At 74.4% G+C, this 18,486-nt stretch carries 19 protein-coding genes and 1 pseudogene; 9 read left to right on the top strand and 11 right to left on the bottom strand.

Annotation, left to right across the window (positions count from 1 at the left end; all coding sequences use genetic code 11):
• Positions 1-26: 26 nt before the first annotated feature.
• Positions 27-1,607 carry an amidohydrolase gene (locus tag ACIQD7_RS09180; RefSeq protein WP_402441386.1) on the top strand — a complete coding sequence of 527 codons (1,581 nt, stop codon included), beginning with the start codon at positions 27-29 and terminating at the stop codon, positions 1,605-1,607.
• 98 nt (positions 1,608-1,705) lie between these two features.
• On the opposite strand, the gene ACIQD7_RS09175 is transcribed toward ACIQD7_RS09180, so the two are convergent.
• The 4 genes from ACIQD7_RS09175 to argC form a co-directional block, all read right to left on the bottom strand.
• On the bottom strand, positions 1,706-2,836 hold the full coding sequence (locus ACIQD7_RS09175; RefSeq protein ID WP_402441385.1) for an acetylornithine transaminase: 1,131 nt from the start codon (positions 2,834-2,836) through the stop codon (positions 1,706-1,708).
• A gap of 47 nt (positions 2,837-2,883) precedes the next feature.
• Positions 2,884-3,885, bottom strand: a complete 1,002-nt coding sequence (gene argB, locus ACIQD7_RS09170) for an acetylglutamate kinase (RefSeq protein WP_402440903.1) — start codon at positions 3,883-3,885, stop codon at positions 2,884-2,886.
• Positions 3,882-5,033 (bottom strand): bifunctional glutamate N-acetyltransferase/amino-acid acetyltransferase ArgJ, encoded by a 1,152-nt coding sequence (argJ, locus tag ACIQD7_RS09165; protein ID WP_402440901.1) that lies wholly within the window; start codon positions 5,031-5,033, stop codon positions 3,882-3,884. The genes argB and argJ overlap by 4 nt, the downstream gene beginning before the upstream one ends.
• Before the next feature lie 118 nt (positions 5,034-5,151).
• The gene (argC, locus tag ACIQD7_RS09160; protein WP_402440899.1) at positions 5,152-6,189 is read right to left on the bottom strand and encodes an N-acetyl-gamma-glutamyl-phosphate reductase; all 1,038 of its coding nucleotides are present in this window, start codon (positions 6,187-6,189) and stop codon (positions 5,152-5,154) included.
• A gap of 470 nt (positions 6,190-6,659) precedes the next feature.
• Here argC and ACIQD7_RS09155 point away from each other — a divergent pair, with 470 nt between their 5' ends.
• The 3 genes from ACIQD7_RS09155 to ACIQD7_RS09145 all read left to right on the top strand — a co-directional run bounded on the left by ACIQD7_RS09155 (position 6,660) and on the right by ACIQD7_RS09145 (position 9,702).
• Complete coding sequence (locus tag ACIQD7_RS09155) at positions 6,660-8,846, top strand: PP2C family protein-serine/threonine phosphatase (RefSeq protein WP_402440897.1); 2,187 nt, start codon at positions 6,660-6,662, stop codon at positions 8,844-8,846.
• 92 nt (positions 8,847-8,938) lie between these two features.
• On the top strand, positions 8,939-9,436 hold the full coding sequence (locus ACIQD7_RS09150; RefSeq protein WP_402440895.1) for a DUF2975 domain-containing protein: 498 nt from the start codon (positions 8,939-8,941) through the stop codon (positions 9,434-9,436).
• The gene (locus ACIQD7_RS09145) at positions 9,436-9,702 is read left to right on the top strand and encodes a helix-turn-helix domain-containing protein (RefSeq protein ID WP_402440893.1); all 267 of its coding nucleotides are present in this window, start codon (positions 9,436-9,438) and stop codon (positions 9,700-9,702) included. The genes ACIQD7_RS09150 and ACIQD7_RS09145 overlap by 1 nt, the downstream gene beginning before the upstream one ends.
• A gap of 69 nt (positions 9,703-9,771) precedes the next feature.
• On the opposite strand, the gene ACIQD7_RS09140 is transcribed toward ACIQD7_RS09145, so the two are convergent.
• The 5 genes from ACIQD7_RS09140 to ACIQD7_RS09120 form a co-directional block, all read right to left on the bottom strand.
• Positions 9,772-10,797, bottom strand: coding sequence for an iron-containing redox enzyme family protein (locus ACIQD7_RS09140; RefSeq protein ID WP_402440891.1), 1,026 nt, complete (start codon positions 10,795-10,797; stop codon positions 9,772-9,774).
• A complete protein-coding gene (locus ACIQD7_RS09135) occupies positions 10,794-11,084 on the bottom strand; it encodes a CDGSH iron-sulfur domain-containing protein (RefSeq protein WP_402440889.1) in 291 nt (96 codons plus the stop codon). The genes ACIQD7_RS09140 and ACIQD7_RS09135 overlap by 4 nt, the downstream gene beginning before the upstream one ends.
• Positions 11,085-11,179: 95 nt before the next feature.
• A complete protein-coding gene (locus tag ACIQD7_RS09130; RefSeq protein WP_121830704.1) occupies positions 11,180-11,899 on the bottom strand; it encodes a HemK2/MTQ2 family protein methyltransferase in 720 nt (239 codons plus the stop codon).
• A gap of 97 nt (positions 11,900-11,996) precedes the next feature.
• Entirely contained in the window at positions 11,997-12,242 is a 246-nt protein-coding gene (locus tag ACIQD7_RS09125; protein WP_121830703.1) for a DUF6479 family protein, read from the bottom strand.
• A 103-nt stretch (positions 12,243-12,345) separates the two neighbouring features.
• A complete protein-coding gene (locus ACIQD7_RS09120) occupies positions 12,346-13,311 on the bottom strand; it encodes an LLM class F420-dependent oxidoreductase (protein WP_121830702.1) in 966 nt (321 codons plus the stop codon).
• 349 nt (positions 13,312-13,660) lie between these two features.
• On the opposite strand from ACIQD7_RS09120, the gene ACIQD7_RS09115 reads away from it, so the two are divergent.
• The 5 genes from ACIQD7_RS09115 (at position 13,661) to ACIQD7_RS09095 (ending at position 17,592) form a co-directional block, all read left to right on the top strand.
• Positions 13,661-14,959 (top strand): SLC13 family permease, encoded by a 1,299-nt coding sequence (locus ACIQD7_RS09115; protein WP_402440886.1) that lies wholly within the window; start codon positions 13,661-13,663, stop codon positions 14,957-14,959.
• 46 nt (positions 14,960-15,005) lie between these two features.
• Entirely contained in the window at positions 15,006-15,305 is a 300-nt protein-coding gene (locus ACIQD7_RS09110) for a DUF3040 domain-containing protein (protein WP_402440884.1), read from the top strand.
• A 140-nt stretch (positions 15,306-15,445) separates the two neighbouring features.
• Positions 15,446-15,535 carry a putative leader peptide gene (locus tag ACIQD7_RS09105; RefSeq protein ID WP_351970684.1) on the top strand — a complete coding sequence of 30 codons (90 nt, stop codon included), beginning with the start codon at positions 15,446-15,448 and terminating at the stop codon, positions 15,533-15,535.
• A gap of 402 nt (positions 15,536-15,937) precedes the next feature.
• Positions 15,938-17,407: a hypothetical protein gene (locus ACIQD7_RS09100; RefSeq protein WP_402440882.1), complete on the top strand. Its 1,470-nt coding sequence runs from the start codon at positions 15,938-15,940 to the stop codon at positions 17,405-17,407.
• 50 nt (positions 17,408-17,457) lie between these two features.
• Positions 17,458-17,592: a hypothetical protein gene (locus tag ACIQD7_RS09095; RefSeq protein ID WP_402440880.1), complete on the top strand. Its 135-nt coding sequence runs from the start codon at positions 17,458-17,460 to the stop codon at positions 17,590-17,592.
• A gap of 50 nt (positions 17,593-17,642) precedes the next feature.
• Here ACIQD7_RS09095 and ACIQD7_RS09090 read toward each other — a convergent pair.
• Positions 17,643-17,825, bottom strand: a pseudogene (locus tag ACIQD7_RS09090) (IS5/IS1182 family transposase); the annotation flags it as partial.
• A gap of 191 nt (positions 17,826-18,016) precedes the next feature.
• Entirely contained in the window at positions 18,017-18,466 is a 450-nt protein-coding gene (locus ACIQD7_RS09085) for a hypothetical protein (protein WP_402440878.1), read from the bottom strand.
• Between the last annotated feature and the right edge of the window lie 20 nt (positions 18,467-18,486).

Below are 18,486 nucleotides of genomic sequence, written 5' to 3'. Positions count from 1 at the left end.
TCCCCCTAGGGACGGACCCGCCCATGATGCTGTGCACCAGAATCACCAACGCGCGCGTCCTCACCATGGACCCCGACCACCCGGTCGCCCACGACCTGGGCATCTGGCACGGCCGGATCGTCGGCCTCGACGAGGCCGTGAGCGGCCTGCCCGCGCGCGAGGTCGTCGACCTCCAGGGCGCCACCGTGCTCCCCGGCTTCATCGACAGCCACGTCCACCTGGCGTGGACGGGCCTGAAGGCGAGCTCCCCGAGCCTCGCCGGCGCCGAACGGATCGAGGACGCCCTCGCCGTCGTCGCGGACGCGGTCGCCCGCCGGAACGCGCCCGGCACGTGGATCCACGTCGGGGACTACGACCAGCGGGCCCTCGGCCGGCACCTGACCGCCGCCGACCTCGACCGGGTCGCCGCCGGCCACCGGATCTTCCTCATGCACACCTCCGGCCACGCCTGCGTCGTCGACAGCACCGTCCTCGACCTGCTCCCCGCCGACGTCCCCCACGACGACGGCCTCCTGGTGGAGAGCGCGATGGGGGCCGTGCGCCGCCTCCGCCTCCCGTACGCGCAGGAGGAGCTCGCCGACGCCATCGAGCACGCCGGGCGCGTCTGCCTCGCCGAGGGCGTCACCGCCTGCGCCGAGGCCGGCATCGGCGGCGGCCTCCTCGGCCACAGCCCCGCCGAGCTCGGCGCCTACCAACTCCTGCGCGACCGGGGCCGACTGCCCCTGCGCGTCCAGCTCATGCCGGGCGCCGACACCCTCAAGCCGCTCGGCGCCCACGAACGGGACGGCATCCCCCGGGGCCTCGACCTCGGCCTGCGCACCGGCTTCGGCGACGACTGGCTGTCCGTCGGCGCGCTCAAGATCTACACCGACGGCGGGATGATGGCCCGCACGGCCGCGCTCACCGAGCCGTACGAGGGCACGGACGGCACCGGCCGGCTCCAGGCCGACCCCGAGCACCTGGCCTCCCTCATCGTGGACGGGCACCTCGCCGGCTGGCAGCTCGCCGTCCACGCCATCGGGGACCGCGCCGCCGACCTCGCCCTGGACGCCCTGGAACGGGCCCAGGAGCTGCGGCCCCGCCCCGACGCCCGCCACCGCATCGAACACGCCGGCCTGATCCGCCCCGACCAGCTCCCGCGCTTCGCCCGGCTCGGCCTCAGCGCCGTCGTCCAGCCCAACTTCCTGCGGTACTTCGGCGACGACTACGCCACGGTCATGGGCCCGCACCGGGCGCCCTGGATGTACCGGGGCCGCGGCTTCCTCGACCACGGCGTCCCGGTCGTCGGCAGCTCCGACCGCCCCGTCACCGACGGATCGCCGCTGCGCGCCGTCCAGTTCATGGTCGAGCGCACCTCCCTCTCCGGCCGCCCGATCGGTCCGGACGAGGCGATCACCGTCGACGAGGCCCTGCGCGCCTACACGGTCGCCGGAGCCCACGCCTGCCGCTGGGACGACACCGCGGGCACCCTCACCCCCGGCAAACGCGCCGACCTCGTCGTCCTCGCCGACGACCCGTACGCCGTCGACACCTCCCGGATCGGGGACATCGAGGTCGTGGCGACCTTCGTGGACGGCCGCGAGGCGACGGAGGGGAAGAAGCTGTGATCACGGGCTCCGTGTGACGCCTCCTGACGCCGGTACGCCACGACAAGAGGGCGGGCCCGGAGCCGTAACGGCTTCCCGGGCCCGCCCTCTTGTCGTGCTCAGGCGTCGAGGATCCCCGGCAGCGCCTCCACCAGGGTGTCGATCTGCTCCTCCGTCACCGTCAGCGCGGGGGCGAGCCGGACGGTGGACGGGCCCGCCGCGTTGACCAGGAAGCCGGCGTCCTGGGCCGCGTGCTGGACCCGGGCGGCCCGGGGTTCGGTGAGCACGACGCCCAGGAGGAGGCCGGCGCCGCGTACTTCGGCGACGGCGGGGTGCTTCAGTTCCTCGACGCCCCGGCGCAGCCGCTCGCCCGACCGCACGGTGCGGGCGAGCAGCCCCTCGGACTCGATGGTCCGCAGGACGGCGAGACCGGCCGCGCACGCGACCGGGTTGCCGCCGAACGTGGAGCCGTGCTGGCCGGGGCCGAGGAGCCCGGCCGCCGACCCGAAGGCCACCGCGGCGCCGATCGGCAGCCCGCCGCCCAGGCCCTTGGCGAGGGTGACCACGTCGGGGTCCACGTCCCAGTCCGCCTGGTGCGCGAACCAGTGCCCGGTCCGCCCGATGCCGGTCTGCACCTCGTCCAGGACGAGCAGCGTGCCGGTCGCCCGGGTGATCTCCCGTGCGGCCCGCAGATACCCGTCGGGCGCGGGGACGACCCCGGCCTCGCCCTGGACCGGTTCGAGGACGACCGCCGCGGTCTCCTCCGTCACGGCCGCGCGCAGCGCCTCCACGTCCCCGAACGGGACGTGGGTGACCTCCCCGGGCAGCGGCAGGAACGGCTCGCGCTTCGCCGGCTGGCCGGTGAGCGCCAGGGCCCCCAGGGTGCGCCCGTGGAACCCGCCCTCGGCGGCGACCACGTGCGGGCGCCCCGTCCGGCGGGCGATCTTGAAGGCCGCTTCCAGGGCCTCCGCGCCCGAGTTCGCGAAGAAGACCCTGCCCCGCCGGCCGAAGAGCCGGAGCAGCTCCTCGGCCAGGGCCACGGGCGGCCCGGCGACGAACAGGTTCGACACGTGGCCGAGCCGGGAGACCTGCTCCCGGACGGCCTCGACGACGGCCGGATGGGCGTGGCCCAGGGTGTTGACCGCGATCCCGCCGGTGAAGTCGGTGTACGTACGGCCCGCCTCGTCCTCGACGGTGCTGCCCTCGCCCCGGACCAGCGCCAGCGGGGGAGTGCCGTACGTGTCCATCATGACCGCGCGCCAGCGATCGGTGAGGGTCCTCGTGCTGTCGGCGGCGGTCACGCGTCGTCCTCCTCGGACGGGGAAGCGGGTGTGGGGGCGGAGGGGTCCTCCGGGTCGGGGACCACGGTCGTGCCCGGCCCGTCGGCGGCGAAGACGCCGCCGAGGAGCGCGTGCGGCACCCGGCCGTCGACGACCCGGGCCGCGCGGACGCCCGCGCGGACCGCCCGCAGGCAGCCCTCCATCTTCGGGAGCATTCCGCTCGCCAGGTCCGGGAGCAGCGCGTCCAGTTCGCCGGCCGTCAGCCGGTCGATGATCTCGGTGCTGCGGGGCCAGTCCGCGTAGAGGCCCTCGACGTCGGTCAGGACCACGAGCCGGTCCGCGCCGAGCGCCACGGCGAGCGCGGAGGCCGCGAGGTCGGCGTTGACGTTGTAGACCTCCCCGTCCTCGCCCCGGGCGACGGGCGACACGACGGGGATGCGGCCCGCCTCCAGGAGCGCGCGCACGGCGGCGGTCTCCACCGCCACGACCTCGCCGACGAGACCGATGTCCACGGGCTCGCCGTCCACCCACGCGGGGCGCCGCACGGCGGTCATGGTGTGCGCGTCCTCGCCCGACAGGCCCACGGCGAACGGACCGTGGGCGTTGAGGGCGCCGACCAGCTCCCGCTGCACCTGACCGGTCAGCACCATGCGGACCACGTCCATGGTCTCGGGCGTGGTCACCCGCAGGCCCGCCTCGAAGCGGACCTCCAGGTCGAGGCGGTCGAGCATGGCGCTGATCTGCGGTCCGCCGCCGTGCACCACGACCGGCCGCAGGCCCGCGTGCCACAGCTCCACGACGTCCTGTGCGAAGGTCCGGTGCAGCGCCGGGTCCACCATGGCGTTCCCGCCGAACTTGACGACCACCGTCCGGCCCCGCAGCTCCTCGGCCCAGGGCAGGTCGGCGGCGGCGGTGACCGTGTCGGCGGCCGCGGTGGTCGCGGTGGCCTCGGTGACCGGGGTCTCGCCCGGCCGCGCGTGGGGAAGCGTCCCCGTCCGTGTCGTCCCGGGCCCGCTCATGAGCTGTACGCGCTGTTCTCGTGGACGTACTCGGCCGTCAGGTCGTTGGTCCAGAGGACCGCCGACGCGTCGCCGGCCCGCAGGTCGGCGGTGACGGTGATCCGCCGGTCCGACAGGTCGACCTTGTCCCGGGACTCGCCCGCCGCGCCGTCCCGGCACACCCAGACGCCGTTGATCGCCACGTCCAGCCGGTCCGGGTCGAAGACGGCCGCCGTGGTGCCGATCGCGGAGAGCACCCGGCCCCAGTTGGGGTCCTCGCCGTGCAGGGCGCACTTGAGGAGGTTGTTGCGGGCGATGGACCGGCCCACCTCGACGGCGTCCTCCTCGGAGGCCGCGCCGACGACGTTCACCTCGATCTCCTTGGAGGCGCCCTCGGCGTCCGCCACCAGCTGCCCGGCCAGGTCCAGACAGACCGCGTGCACGGCCTCGGCGAAGGCCTCCGGGGCGGGGACGGTCCCGGAGGCTCCCGAAGCCAGCAGCAGGACGGTGTCGTTGGTGGACATGCAGCCGTCCGAGTCCACCCGGTCGAAGGTGGTCCGCACCGCCGCACGGAGCGCCCCGTCGAGCGCCTCCGCGGCCACGTCGGCGTCGGTGGTGAGCACGACCAGCATGGTCGCGAGACCGGGGGCGAGCATCCCCGCGCCCTTGGCCATGCCGCCGACCGTCCAGCCGTCCCGGGTCACCGAGGCGGTCTTGTGGACCGAGTCCGTCGTCTTGATCGCGACGGCCGCGTCCTCGCCGCCGTCCGCCGAGAGCAGCCCGCCGGCGGCGGCGATGCCCTCGGTGACGCGGTCCATCGGCAGCCGTACGCCGATCAGACCGGTGGAGCACACCGCGACCTCGTGCGGGTCCACGTCCACCGCGCCCGCCGTCCGCTCGGCCATCAGACGCGCGTCGACGGCGCCGGCCTGTCCCGTACAGGCGTTGGCGCCGCCGGAGTTGAGGACGACGGCCGATATCCGGCCGTCGGCCAGGACGCGCCGGGACCAGCGTACGGGCGCGGCCTGGACGCGGTTGGAGGTGAAGACGCCGGCGGCGGCGCGCGACGGCCCCCGGTTCACCACCAGGGCCAGATCGCGGTCACCGGACTCCTTGATGCCGGCGGCGACGCCGCAGGCCAGGAATCCTCGTGCAGCGGTCACACTCACTGTGCTTCTCCGTTCTCCCCCAGAGCTGGCGCCTGGGAGGTGCCCCCATCTCCGCCCGCACAGCGCAGAGGTGCGGGCTTCGTCGTCTTCTGCGGACCGGCGGCTGTGCGTGCGTCGCTCACGGAGCAACTCCATTCGTGGGCAGGCCCAGCCGTTCCGGCAGGCCGAGGGCGACGTTCATGCTCTGCACCGCGCCACCCGCGGTGCCCTTCGTCAGGTTGTCGATGGCGCTCACGCAGATCAGCCGGCCGGCGTCCGGGTCCACGGCGATCTGCGTCTGGACCGTGTTGGAGCCGAGGACGGCGGCGGTCGAGGGCCACTGCCCGGGCGGCAGCAGCCGGACGAACGGCTCGTCGGCGTAGGCGGACGCGTACGCCTCGCGCACCGCCTCGGGGCCCGCCGCGAGCGCTTCGGGGCGGAGCCGCGCCGAGCAGGTGGCGAGGATGCCCCGGGGCATGGGGGCGAGCGTCGGCGTGAAGGAGACGGTGACGTGCTCGCCGGCCACCAGGGAGAGGTTCTGGACGAGTTCGGGGGTGTGCCGGTGGCCGCCGCCCACCCCGTACGGGGTCATGGAGCCCATCACCTCGGCGCCGAGGAGGTGCGGCTTGAGGGCCCGTCCGGCGCCCGACGTGCCGCTGGCCGCGACGACCACGACCTCCGGCTCCACGAGCCGGGCCGCGTGCGCGGGGAACAGCGCGAGCGTGACCGCCGTGGGATAGCAGCCGGGCACGGCGATCCGGGTGGCGCCCTTCAACTCCTCCCGGGCGCCGGGGAGTTCCGGAAGGCCGTACGGCCAGGTCCCGGCGTGCTCGGAGCCGTAGAAGCGTTTCCAGGCCGCCGGGTCGCGCAGGCGGAAGTCCGCCCCGCAGTCCACGATCAGCGTGCCGGGGCCCAACTCCCGCGCGTACGCGGCGGACTGCCCGTGCGGCAGGGCCAGGAAGACCACGTCGTGCCCGCGCAGGGCGGCCGCCGAGGTCTCGTCGAGGACCCGGTCCGCGAGTTCCGCCAGCTGCGGTTGTACGGAGCCGAGCGTCCGGCCCGCGCTGCTGTGCGCGGTCACCGCGCCGATCTCCACGCCGGGATGCGACAGCAGCAGGCGGAGTGCCTCCCCGCCCGCGTAGCCGCTCGCACCGGCCACCGCGACCCTTACGGTCATGTTCTTCCGTCTCTCTCCGTACGTGTGGGGGACGCCGCCCCGGGGAGGGGGCGGCGCGACGCCGTTCCAGGGTGGGGGCGCGGGGTTGCCGGTACGGGCCCCCGGCCGTGCGTCCCGGCGAACGTCCCGCGGCGCCCCGTCGGACGAGGGCCGCGCGACGGGGCCCGGCCCCGTGCGCCCCCGGCCCCCGTGGACGGGACCCGTCGCGCGGGCCGGTCGCCGTTCGCCGCCCCCGCCCGTGTCACCGTTCCTGTCGCCGTTCGTGTCGTCATCCGCGTCGCCGTCCGTGGAATCGTTCGCGACCTTCGGGAGGAACCCGAAAAGTGGATGTGACCGCACCCCCTCACCCTTCGATCGGGACTTAGCTGAGCCTAACCTAAGTTGAGCTTCCGTGGGGGCCCGCCCCATGCGGTCCACCGACGGGCCGGTCCCGTCGAGCGCCCCGGACGGGCCCGTCGTAGGGTCCGGATATGGGAGAGCCCGCGGGCGCGGACGCCGAGGACGTCTTCGGCGCGGGACGGTGGGACGCCGTCCTCGTCGACGTGATGCGCGACACCGGAGCCTCGGTCGGCCTCGTGTACCTCCGGGTGCCGGGGGAGGACATGCTGCGCCTGGCGCTGGCGTCGGGCGTCTCCCGCGAGATCGCCGCCCCCTGGGTCCGCATCCCGGCCGACGCGCCGATCCCGGTGGTCGACGCCATGCGCGACCGCGCGCTCGTGTGGCTGGGCGGCCAGGAGGAGATCGCCCGCCGCTACCCGCGCCTGGGCATCGTGCTGCCGTACGACTTCCTCCTCGCCGCCGCCCCGATCGCCGACGACACCGCCGTGTGGGGCGGCATCGTGCTGCTCTGGCCGGTCTGGCACCCGCCCCACCTCGACGACCGCGAGCGCGTGGCGCTCGACCGCTGCGGCCGCCGGGCGGCGCGGCTGCTGCGCCGGGCGGCCGGGCGGGAACCGGCCTCGTACCCCTCCGAACCGCGCGTCGTGCACCCGGCCCGGCCGCCGGAGGCCGACCCCGTCCTGGCCAGGACCGCCCTCCACTTCGCCGAACGGCTGCCCGTCGGGTGCTGCGCCCTGGACCTCGACGGACGCCTCACCTTCCTCAACACCGCCGCCGCCGAACTGCTCCAGGCGGGCGCGGCGGCGCTGCTCGGCAGGCGCCCGTGGGAGGTGCTGCTCTGGCTGAACGACCCCGTGTTCGAGGACTGCTACCGCGCGGCGGTGGTCACCCGGCTGCCGATGTCGTTCACCGTCATGCGGCGCCCGGCGACGTGGCTGCTCTTCGAGCTGTACCCGGACGCCACCGGCATCAGCGTCCACGTCACCCGGGTGGCGGGGCCCTCCGCGACCGGAGAGGGGGAGGGCGCCGGGCGGGAGCCCGGAGCGGGCGCGGCGGCCCCGCCCGACACCTCCGGGGCCCCGGCCCCGCCGTCCCGGCAGGCCGAGCCCGTGGGCGCCGGGGCCGTCTACCACCTCATGCACATGGCGGCGACCCTGGCGGAGGCGGCCGGCGTCCACGACGTCGTCGAGCTGGTCGCCGACCAGATCGTGCCCGCCTTCGGCCCGCGCGGCCTCGTCCTGATGAGCGCGGACGAGGGACGGCTGCGCATCATCGGCCACCGCGGCTACAGCCAGGAGTTCGTGGACCGGTACGACGGCACGCCCCTGACGGCGGAGGTCGCCGACGCCCAGGTCCTCGCCACCGGCGTCCCCGTCTTCTTCACCAGCCCCGAGGACCTGTACCGCGCCCACCCCCACGCCCCGCGCTACGAGGACCGCTCGGCCTGGGCGTTCCTGCCGCTGATCGCCTCCGGCCGCCCGGTGGGCTCCCTGATCCTCTCGTACGAGCGGCCGCGCTCCTTCCCGGCGGCCGAGCGGGCCCTGCTCACCTCTCTGGCGGGCCTCATCGCCCAGGCCCTCGCCCGGGCCCGGCTCTACGACGCCAAGCACTCCCTCGCGCGCAGCCTCCAGACCAGCCTGCTCCCGCACGGCCTGGTCCCGTTCCCGGGGGGCGAGGTCGCCGCCCGCTATCTGCCGGCGGGTCACGGCATGGACGTCGGCGGCGACTTCTACGACCTCATCCGCGCCGCGCCCGGCACCGTCATCGCCGTCATCGGCGACGTCCAGGGGCACGACCCGAACGCCGCCGCGCTCATGGGGCAGGTGCGCACCGCCGTCCACGCGCACGCGACGGCCGGCGCGTCCCCCGGCGACGTCCTCGCCCGGACGAACAAGCTCCTGAACGACCTGGAGCCGGACCGCTTCACCAGCTGTCTGATCGCCGAACTCGACCTGGTCCGCCATCGTCTGCGGCTCGCCACGGCGGGCCATCCGCCGCCGCTCCTGCGCGGGCCCGACGGCCGGACCCGCCTCCTGGAGACCCCGCCGGGCCTCCTCCTCGGGATCGCCCCGGACGTCGAGTACGCCACCACGGAGGTGCCCTGGGAGTCCGGCTCCGTCCTGGCGCTCTACACCGACGGGCTGGTCGAGACGCCCGGCGTCGACATCGGCACGGCCACGGCGGAGCTGTCGGGCCGTCTCGCGCGGTCCCGGCCCGGGGACCTGGACGCCCTCGCGGACGGCCTGATCCGGCACGTGAAGAATCCCGACCACCGCACCGACGACGTCGCCCTCCTGCTGGTCCGCCGCGAGTCCTGACGCCCGGCCGGGCCTCGGGCGGGACCCCCACCGCTTGCCTGACCTATCGAATATCGATAGCTTGTTATCGGTTTTCGATCGAAGGGGATGTCATGGGGAAGTTGACGGTGCTCGCCCTGCGGGCCGTGCTCGCGGGGCTGCTCGCGGGCTCGGTCTTCGTGGAGGCGGTGATGGTGCCGCTCCTGGCCGCCGACCTGGACGGGCTCAGGCCGGAGTACGCGTACCTCCGCATGCCGGTGCTGGTGCTCCTGGTCCTGGGCGCGCTGACGGCGCAGACCGTACTGGTCTGCGTGTGGCGCCTGGTGACGATGGTGCGGCGCGGCACGGTCTTCTCGCACGCGGCCTTCCGGTACGTGGACGTCGTCACCGGCGCCTTCGCGGCGGGCGCCGCCCTGGTGTTCGCGTTCGCCGTCCTCCTGGCGCCCGGCGAGGCCGCCGCCCCGGGCGTCGTGCTGCTGATCTGCGGGGCGAGCCTGGCGGTCCTGGGCGTGGCCCTGATCGTGCTCGTGCTGCGGATGCTGCTCGCCCAGGCCGTCGAGCGCGAGGCCGAGGCGAAGCGGATGCGGGCCGAGCTGGCCGAGGTGATCTGATGCCGATCGTCGTGGACGTCGACGTGATGCTGGCCCGGCGCAAGATGTCGGCGGGCGAGCTGGCCGAACGCGTGGGCATCACCCCGGCCAACCTCGCCGTGCTCAAGAACGGGCGCGCCAAGGCGGTGCGCTTCACCACCCTCGGCGCCCTCTGCGAAGTCCTCGACTGCCAGCCGGGCGACCTGCTGCGCTGGGAGCCGGAGCCCGGGGCGACGGAGGAGGGCGCGGCGGAGGGTGCCGTGGCGACGGCCCGCGAGAGCGGCTGACGAGGCGCGGGCGCGGACGCGCCCGGCGCCGAAATGTCCCGCCCGGGGCCCGGCGGCCCGCCCCGACGGTCAGGCCTGGTCGGGGAGCGGCGTGCGAAGCGCGCTCCGGTCCTCCGCCCAGGCCGCCAGCACGTGGTCGCCGAGCCGGTCCTCCAGGAACACGGTCGCCGCGATGCCGAGGGCGACGTCGGACGCCAGGCCCGGCTCGTCCTCCAGGAGGCCGCCCACCGCCTCCCGGCGCACCAGCTGCTCGTGGACGGCGTCGGCCTCCACGTGCTCGTCGTAGTACCGCTCCGCCGCCGGTCCCGCGCCCGTCCGCCGCATCGCCGCGACGAGCCGGGCGGCGGCCGGCGGCGAGGTCACCTCGACGGCGGCGAAGTGCCCCACGAGCGCGCCGCGCAGCCGCCGGTGCAGGGCGAGCAGGGTCGCCAGGTTCACGGCCGCCAGCGTCTCGGCCCCCACCGCGTCCACGTACCGCCCGTACTCCGGGTCGAGCCCCAGGTCCACCATCAGGTCGGCGTAGAGCCGCTCGTGCATCCGGTCGGCCCGCCCGCAGCCGAACTCGTCGTACTCGATCGCGACCATCGCCGCCTTGGCGCGGCCGCGCAGCCGGGGGATCACCCAGAGGTACGGGTCGGCCTCCCGGAGCTGCGACACGGAGCGGAGCGCCGCGTACTCGCGCACCTGCCACCGCTCTCCCCGCGAGGCGAGGAACGCGGAGACGCCGGTGGGCTCGGCGGGCTCCACCAGGAGGGCGCCCAGCTCCTCGTCCACGTCCCCGCGGTGCCGGCAGTCGTGGCGCAGCGCGCTCTCGAAGCGGTGCTCCAGGAGGGCCCGGGTCCTCAGCAGGTGTGGATCCCATTCGAGGGTGTCGGGAACCCCCTCGTACCCCCGGTAGTGCAGGGCGTAGCAGAGGTGCAGGGCGAGCTGGAGGTCCTCGCCGTACGGGTCGAGGCGCGCGATCTCCGGGCCGTCGGGGAGCGCCCCGGGGTCGCCGAGCAGCCGCCGTCGGACCGCCCGCGACACCTCGCCGCGCGCCTCGGGGACCCCGGGCGCGCCGGAGGTCGTACGGGGGAGCTGCGGGGCGGTGGTCATGGGGTCGGGTCCTCCGGTGAGTCGGCCGCCGGGCGGTCGCGCCGCTGCCGGTGGCGGTGGCTGGTGTCGCAGAACGGGGCCCGCTTGCTCCGGCGGCACGTGCACAGGGCGACCACCGGCCGCTCGCAGTGCCGCACCGACCCGTCGGGCATGACGACGTCCACCGGCCCCTCGACGAGCATCGGCCCGTCGTCCAGGGGCCGGACCAGGGTCGGCGCGTCCCGCGCGGGCCCTTCCGCCCGCGCCGGGGGTACGGCCCCGGGCCGTACGTCCGGGGAAGGGGACATCGCACACCACCCGTCGGTTCTCTCGGCTCTTCTCCTGCGCGGCTGCCCCGCCGCACCGCTCCCATGCGCGGGCGGTACGGGGCGGGGTGCGGGGTTCACGCGCGGGACGCGCGGATCACGACGAGGTCCTCCGCGCGCGTCCCCGGCGGTACGAGACCCCGGGCGGCGAACCAGTCGCCGCGGGCGGACATGACCGGCCCGAAGGGCTGGGCGAGGCGGTCGGTCACCCGGGGCCGCAGCCCGGCCCGGCGCAGCCCGTCCAGGGTGGCGGTGACGCCGGAGAGCGACGACTGCACGACGAGCAGGGTCCCGGAGGGGGTGAGCAGCTCCGGCACCCGGGCGCAGACCCGGTCGAGGAGCAGCCGCCCGTCCGTTCCCGCGTCCCAGGCGCGCCGGGGGCCGCGCGCGGGCAGCTCCGGGTCCTCGCAGGGCACGTACGGCGGGTTGACGGTGACCAGGTCGAAGCGCTCGTGCGCCACCGGCGCCTCCAGGTCGCCGCGGAGCAGCCGCACCCGGCAGCGGTGCCGGAGCGCGTTGAGCCGGGCCGTGGCGACGGCGGCGCGCGAGATGTCCACGGCGGTCGCCCGGGTCCCGCGCAGGGCGGAGGCGACGGCGACGACACCGGTCCCGGTGCACAGGTCGAGCGACCGCGCCCCGCGCGGCAGCTCCTCGCGGGCCAGCCGCGCGAGCAGCAGCGCGGTGTCGCCCTGGGGCGCGTACACCCCGGGGAGCCGGTAGACGCGCGGCGTGTCCGCTCGTACGTCCCGGGGCGGGGCGGCGACGTCCTCGCCGAGGGGAGGGGTCACCTGGGTCATCGCGACCGGCCTCCCGCCCGGGACGCCCGGCACGGGGGGCCGGCCGGGGTGGAGGTCTCTTCGGAGCGCCTCGGCGGAATCCTCACGGCCCCGCTCCTCAGCGGCCCTGTTCCCGCTCGGACTCCTCCGGCGGCTGCCAGGAGTCCCGCCGGGCCTCCGCCGCCGGCGGCTGTGCCACGCCGGGGGCCTCCCGCCGCCGGGCCACCCGCCGGGAGCCCCACCAGAACCCGCCGAGCAGCAGGGCGGCCACCACCACGCCGATCACGATCAGCAGGAGCGAGGAGGAACCCTCGGCGGCCAGGAGGGAAGGCGGCGCGGCCGGGGGGAGAGAGGAGAGAAGCATGATCGCCCTTCCTGTCGGAGACGGGGCAGTTCGTTCGGAACGGCGGCTACCCTCGCGGAGAAGATCCATTCGTTCACGGACGGTGTCCCGCCTCCGCCCGTTCTCAGAGGTCGCGCAGGGCCGGCAGCAGCTCCTTCTCCGCCCAGCGGATGAACGGCTCCTGGTGCCCGCCGCCGATCTGGACGAGGGCCAGCTCGGTGAACCCGGCCTCGGCGTACGGACGGGCGGCCGCCACGAACGCGTCGACGTCGTCGCCGCACGGGATGTTCTCCGCCACGTCCTCGGGGCGGACCGTCTCGGTGGCCTGGGCGAACCCGGAGGGCAGCGGAAGCTCGGAGTTGACGCCCCAGCCGCCCAGCGACCAGCGGAACTGGTCGTGGGCGCGCGCCACCGCCGCGTCCCGGTCGGGGTCGTAGCAGACCGGCACCTGGCCGACGCGCGGCTTGCCCGCGCCGCCGTGCTCGTCGAAGGCGTCGAGCAGCTCGCCCTTCGGCTCCGTGGCGATCACCAGGTCCGCCCGGCGTCCGGCGACCTTGCACGAGTGCGGGCCCGAGACGGCGATCCCGAGGGGCGGGGGAGTGTCGGGGACGTCCCACAGCTTGGCGTTCTCGACCTGGAAGTGGGTCCCCCGGTGGGTCACGTACTCGCCGGAGAACAGGTCGCGGATGATTCCGGCGGCCTCGTCCAGCATCTCCAGGCGGACGCCCGCCGAGGGCCAGCCCGCGCCGACGACGTGCTCGTTCAGGATCTCGCCCGAGCCGAGCCCCAGCCGGAACCGGCCCTCGGACAGCAGCTGTACGGTCGCCGCCTTCTGCGCCACCACCGCCGGGTGGTAGCGGAAGGTCGGACAGGTCACGTACGTCATCAGCGGGATGCGGGAGGTGGCCTGCGCCGCCGCCCCCAGGACGCTCCATGCGTACGGGGCGTGGCCCTGGGAGTCCAGCCACGGGAAGGAGTGGTCGGAGATCACGGAGAAGTCGAATCCGGCGCGCTCCGCCTCGACCACGTGCCCCACCAGCTCACGGGGCCCGGCCTGCTCGGTCATCATCGTGTACCCGATCTGCATCATGCCGGGCGACTTGCCGCGAACGCGCCCGCTGAAACGGGCATGACGGACACTTCTGCCGACGGCGGCCGGAACGGCGTGCGACCGGCGGAAATGGGTGCCGACCCCGATGCGGGCGGATGGTGCCCCGGGGGAGGGTGGGGTGGAGGAGCACCCGGCGACCCGGTCGCCGGGGCGGTGCACGAGGCGGGACGCACGGAGTGCGGGTCCGGCCGGTGACGCCGGCGTTCCAGGCCATGGCACGAACGGAGTCCGCGCCCATGACACGTCCCCCCTGGAGACCACGGAGCCCCCTCACCGCTCCGGAGACCCCGCCCGAACCCGGCCGTCCTCCCCGCCGGGCGGGTCCGCCGTGAGCGTGACCACGTGGGCGACCGTCGCGGTGTTCGCGGCCGTCTACGTACTGATCGCCACGGAGTGGGTGCACCGGGTCGCCGCGGCCCTCGGCGGCGCGGTCGCGATGCTCCTCATCGGGGCGACCAGTCCGGAGGACGCCTTCTTCTCCGAGCACACGGGCATCGACTGGAACGTCCTCTTCCTGCTCCTCGGCATGATGCTGATCGTCTCCGTCCTCAAACGCACCGGCGTGTTCGAGTACGTGGCCATCTGGGCGGCGAAACGCTCGCGGGGCCGCCCGTACCGCCTGATGGTGCTCCTGATCCTCACCACCGCCGTCCTGTCGGCGTGGCTGGACAACGTCACCACCGTCCTGCTGATCGCCCCGGTCACGATCGCGGTCTGCGGCAAGCTCGGCCTGCCCGTCGTGCCGTACCTGATCGCCGAGGTCATGGCCTGCAACATCGGGGGCGCCGCCACCCTGATCGGCGACCCGCCCAACATCATGATCGGCTCGCGGGCCGGGCTCTCCTTCAACGACTTCCTGCTCCACATGGCCCCCATCACCACCTTCCTGATCCTGGTCTTCGCGGTGATGGCCCGCTGGATGTTCCGCAAGTCCTTCTCCTACGACCCGAAACGGGCCGAGGAGGTCATGGCGATGAAGGAACGGGAGGCGATCACCGACAAGCGGCTGCTGATCGTCAGCGGCGTCGTCATCGGCCTGGTGATGGTCTGCTTCGTCCTGCACACCGCCCTGCACCTGGAGCCCTCCGTCGTGGCCATCAGCGGCGGGCTGGTCCTGCTCGCCGTCTCCCGGCTGAAGCCCGAGAAGGTGGTGGCGGACGTCGAGTGGCAGACGCTGGCGTTCTTCGCCGGGCTCTTCGTCATGGTCGGCGCCATGGTGCGGACCGGGGTCATCACCGACATCGGGGAGGCGGCGGCCCGGGCCACCGAGGGGAAGCTGTTCGGCGCCTCGATGGCCCTGCTCTTCGGCTCGGTGGTGCCCTCCGCCGTCATCGACAACATCCCGTTCGTCGCCTCGGTCAGCCCGATCGTCTCCCAGATCGTCGAGTCCTCCGGCGGGACCGAACGGGCCGGAATGCTCTGGTGGTCCTTCGCCCTGGGCGCGGACCTCGCCGGCAACGCCACGATCATCGCCTCCTCCGCCAACGTCGTCACCGTCGGCATCGCCGAGCGGGCGGGCCACCCGATCTCCTTCTGGCAGTTCAGCAAGTACGGCCTCGTCGTCACGGCCGTCACCACCGCCATCGCGGGCCTGTACGTCTGGCTGCGCTACTTCGTCCTGGCCTGACCGGCGTCCCGCCGGGCCGTCGGCCACCGAGAGGAGGGGAAACGTCATGGGCGACTCCGACGAGGAGAGGCTCGCCGACCTGGAGGCCGTCGTGTGGCGCGACGACCCCCGCTTCGCCCGCGGCCTGGGCGAGGGCCGCCCCCGGCGCCCCCGCGAGTACCGGCGCGGCCGGGCCTGGCTGGCCATGGCCCTGGCCCTCGCGGCCGTCGTCGTCGGAGGGGTCGTCCCGCACGGACTGCTCCTGGCGGCGGGGCTCGTCATGGCGGCCCTCGCGGTGAACCTCTTCGACGGCCGGGAGAGGCGGCACCGGCGCGGACACGGACGGGGCTCCGGCGGCCGGTGGTGAGGCCGGGCCGAACCCTCGTGCGCGGCCCGGCCGTTGAAGCCGTCCGCGTCGCCTTTCGCGCTGCCGTCCGTACCGCCGTCCCACTCCGTGGAACGGTGGCCGGTGCGCCTTGACCCCGCCGACGGGCACCTGGTTCGATCATGCACATGAAGAGCCGCCGGACGACCCTCACGCGACGACGTCACGTCGACCTCGCGCGCACGTCCGGCGCCCTCTGTAGCGTGCGCTGAACCCGGCCGCCGTCCTCCACGGCCACTGGAACCGCGTCCGGCCGCACCGCCCCCGGGACACCGTCCCCGGCCGCGCCCCGCACGCCGCCGTCCGCCGAGGCCTGACCTCGGCCGCGTAACGCTCCGCCCGGCCCCACTGCGCCCCGCCTCCTCCCGGTGATCCCGGGAGCCCCCGATCCGGGGGACCCGCGGGGCCGCCCCGCCGTGCCCGCCGCCCCGCCCGTACGCACCACTCAGCCCGTACGGGCTCCTCCGCGCCCGCCTCTGCCCGTACGCGACCACCCCCGCCCGTACGCGTCCACCTCCGCCCGTACGCGACCACCCCCGCCCGCGCGGGCGCTCCGCCCCGCCCCGTCATCCCCACCCCCGTCATCCCCGCCCCGGAAGGATCCCGTCCTCGTCATGGCCGTCCCGTCCGCACGCCCCCGTGCCCGCCGCAGGCCCCTGGTCGCCGCGCTGTTCTCCGCCCTCGCCCTCGCGGCCACCGCCGTCCCCGCCGGAGCCGCGCCCACGGCCGACTTCGCCCCCGTGCCGCCGCACAACCCGTACGCGGGCCCCGACGGGACCGCCACCATGCACGGGGACACCGGCTCCTCGGACACCACCCCGCTGGCGGGCCCCGGCGCGGGGAACCTGTCCTCGAAGCGGGTGGCGCTCGCCTCCGCCTGCCCCACCGTCCTCGTCGGCTCCGACGGCCACCCGGTCGTCCTGTGCACCCCGATCTTCGGCCAGGTCCCGACCGTCCACCTGCTGAACCCGGCCGACGGCTCCTCCCTCACCACCCTCCAGCTCACCAAGGGCTCGCTCCTCGGCGGCGTCTACGCCTACCTCGACGACCAGGACCGGCTCGTCGTCGTGGACGGCAGCCGCAGCCTCCTGCGCGTCGCCCACCGCAAGGACGCCTCGGGGAAGTGGCGCCTCTCCGTCGACCGCAGCCTCTCCCTCGCCTCCGCCGTCCCCGCCGACGACGCGGTCACCGGCCTCTCGCCGGACTGGCAGGGGCGCGTCTGGTTCGCCACCGGCAACGGCGTGGTCGGCCTGGCCGACGACCGGACCGGACAGGTCTCCACCCTGCGCCTGCCCGCCGGCGAACGCGTCGCCAACAGCATCTCCACCGCCCCCGAGGGCACCGCCGTCACCAGCACCCACGCCACCTACCTGCTCACCGCGGCCGCCGACGGCACGCCGAGGATCGCCTGGCGGCAGGCGTACGACCGGGGCCAGGCCCGCAAGCCGGGCCTGCTGAGCTGGGGCAGCGGCTCCACCCCGACCTTCCTCGGCCCGAAGACCGGCACCGACTACGTCGCGATCGTCGACAACGCCGACACCACCGTCCGCCTCAAGGTGTACCGCACCGACGGCGGCGCGGAGATCTGCTCGATCCCCGTCCTCCAGGCCTCCGGCGGCCCCGGCAGCGAGAACTCGCCGATCGGCGCGGGCAACAGCGTCTTCGTCGCCGGCACCTACGGCTACCCGTACCCGGCGCTCCCGGACGGCGCGGGCCCGTCCGTCCCCTCCTCGGCCGACTTCGCCGGCGGCCTGACCCGGGTCGACATCCGCCCCGACGGCACCGGCTGCGCCACGGTCTGGGACAACACCCTGCGCTCGGCGGCCGTCCCGAAGCTGTCCACCGCCACGAACACCCTGCACACCGTCGTCCGCGACCCGCTCATCCCCGGCACCAAGGGGACGGGCATCCTCGACCCCTACCGCTACGTCCAGATCGACCCCGCGACCGGCCGCGTCACCCGCTCCCAGCAGGTCGGCGTCGGATCCCTCTACGACACGCTCCAGATGGCCGGCACCGTCGCCCCGGACGGCGCCTACCTCCAGGGCACGGTGACCGGCGTCCTGCGGATCACCGCGGGCTAGGCCGTTCCTTTCGGATCACCCCGCCGACCAGATTCTGATACATCCCGGCTATGACGTTCGTGGCGGTGGTCGAGGGTGATGCGGGCGGATGGCACGTCGATCGGGGTGCGCTGACCGAGGTCATCCATGCTCGGTGGACCGAAGTCGAGGCCGAACTGACGGCCCTGGTGAAGGCCGCGGGTTGAGCTCGGCCCACAGTGCCGAGGTGGAGGACCAGGACGGTCCCGCCGGCACCCGGCAGCAGCATCCCGTCGAGGATCACGAACGCCTTGCGTGCCGCCGTTTTCATCGCGGCCGCCGGGTCCGGAGCGAGTGCGGCCAGAACGTCGACGGCCTCGGCGATGTACCGGTAGGTGGTGGTGCCGATACCGAAATCGGCCGCGAGCTGGGCACAGGTGTGCCCGCACCGTAGATGGGCCCGCAGTCGGGCTGCCAGGAGACGTCTACCAAAAGCTTCACCGCGTTGTCAGCCCAACCGACCATCATCGGCAAGATGCGGCCGGTGAAGAACTGGACCTACGAAGGCGGCTTCAAGTCGACCGGGGCGGCCCGGCCCGCGTAGGGGTCAGACCGCCCCGGTTCACAACTGGGAAGCGGGTACGCATTCCGTTAGCGATGGGTGTTCCGCCAGCTTTTTATCTCGGAGACCCGATCATTGAATTTTCGGTCGAGGAACGACATGGGGGCGTTCAGGGTGACCTTCTCCCCTGATTCGAGTGAGATGACCACCCGGTCGACTCCAGTCGTGCGCCGTACATTGATCTCCGATATGTCGTGCCATGGGATCAGTCGTCTGTGGCGCCGCTCCAGGGGTGTCGAGGTCGACAACCCTTCGGGAGTCAAACGCACTTCGTACATGCGGGGCAGAAGCAGTGCGCCGATCGCGCCGGCCCCTGCGGCGTAGGCGATTGTGCGCAGTTCCTCTGCCGTCATGGGGTCGTCGCTCAGCCACAGGCCCAGGTAGACGATGCCTACGGCGAGGGTCATGCCGAGAATGATGGGGACAGCCGTTTGTGGCACGCTGAGGCGAAAACCGCTGACTTTTTCGGCAGGTCGCATGCGTTTCTCCTTCTTGACGC

The sequence above is a fragment of the Streptomyces sp. NPDC093071 genome (assembly GCF_044754545.1).
GTDB lineage: Bacteria > Actinomycetota > Actinomycetes > Streptomycetales > Streptomycetaceae > Streptomyces.
This window is presented reverse-complemented; position numbering and strand designations above follow the sequence as displayed.

Coding starts and splice junctions, on each gene's coding strand:
- ACIQD7_RS09180 (WP_402441386.1), top strand. CDS start 27: ATGCTGTGCACCAGAATCACCAACGCGCGCGTCCTCACCATGGACCCC.
- ACIQD7_RS09175 (WP_402441385.1), bottom strand. CDS start 2,836: ATGATGGACACGTACGGCACTCCCCCGCTGGCGCTGGTCCGGGGCGAG.
- argB (WP_402440903.1), bottom strand. CDS start 3,885: ATGAGCGGGCCCGGGACGACACGGACGGGGACGCTTCCCCACGCGCGG.
- argC (WP_402440899.1), bottom strand. CDS start 6,189: ATGACCGTAAGGGTCGCGGTGGCCGGTGCGAGCGGCTACGCGGGCGGG.
- ACIQD7_RS09155 (WP_402440897.1), top strand. CDS start 6,660: ATGGGAGAGCCCGCGGGCGCGGACGCCGAGGACGTCTTCGGCGCGGGA.
- ACIQD7_RS09150 (WP_402440895.1), top strand. CDS start 8,939: ATGGGGAAGTTGACGGTGCTCGCCCTGCGGGCCGTGCTCGCGGGGCTG.
- ACIQD7_RS09145 (WP_402440893.1), top strand. CDS start 9,436: ATGCCGATCGTCGTGGACGTCGACGTGATGCTGGCCCGGCGCAAGATG.
- ACIQD7_RS09140 (WP_402440891.1), bottom strand. CDS start 10,797: ATGACCACCGCCCCGCAGCTCCCCCGTACGACCTCCGGCGCGCCCGGG.
- ACIQD7_RS09135 (WP_402440889.1), bottom strand. CDS start 11,084: ATGTCCCCTTCCCCGGACGTACGGCCCGGGGCCGTACCCCCGGCGCGG.
- ACIQD7_RS09130 (WP_121830704.1), bottom strand. CDS start 11,899: ATGACCCAGGTGACCCCTCCCCTCGGCGAGGACGTCGCCGCCCCGCCC.
- ACIQD7_RS09125 (WP_121830703.1), bottom strand. CDS start 12,242: ATGCTTCTCTCCTCTCTCCCCCCGGCCGCGCCGCCTTCCCTCCTGGCC.
- ACIQD7_RS09120 (WP_121830702.1), bottom strand. CDS start 13,311: ATGATGCAGATCGGGTACACGATGATGACCGAGCAGGCCGGGCCCCGT.
- ACIQD7_RS09110 (WP_402440884.1), top strand. CDS start 15,006: ATGGGCGACTCCGACGAGGAGAGGCTCGCCGACCTGGAGGCCGTCGTG.
- ACIQD7_RS09105 (WP_351970684.1), top strand. CDS start 15,446: ATGCACATGAAGAGCCGCCGGACGACCCTCACGCGACGACGTCACGTC.
- ACIQD7_RS09100 (WP_402440882.1), top strand. CDS start 15,938: ATGGCCGTCCCGTCCGCACGCCCCCGTGCCCGCCGCAGGCCCCTGGTC.
- ACIQD7_RS09095 (WP_402440880.1), top strand. CDS start 17,458: ATGACGTTCGTGGCGGTGGTCGAGGGTGATGCGGGCGGATGGCACGTC.
- ACIQD7_RS09085 (WP_402440878.1), bottom strand. CDS start 18,466: ATGCGACCTGCCGAAAAAGTCAGCGGTTTTCGCCTCAGCGTGCCACAA.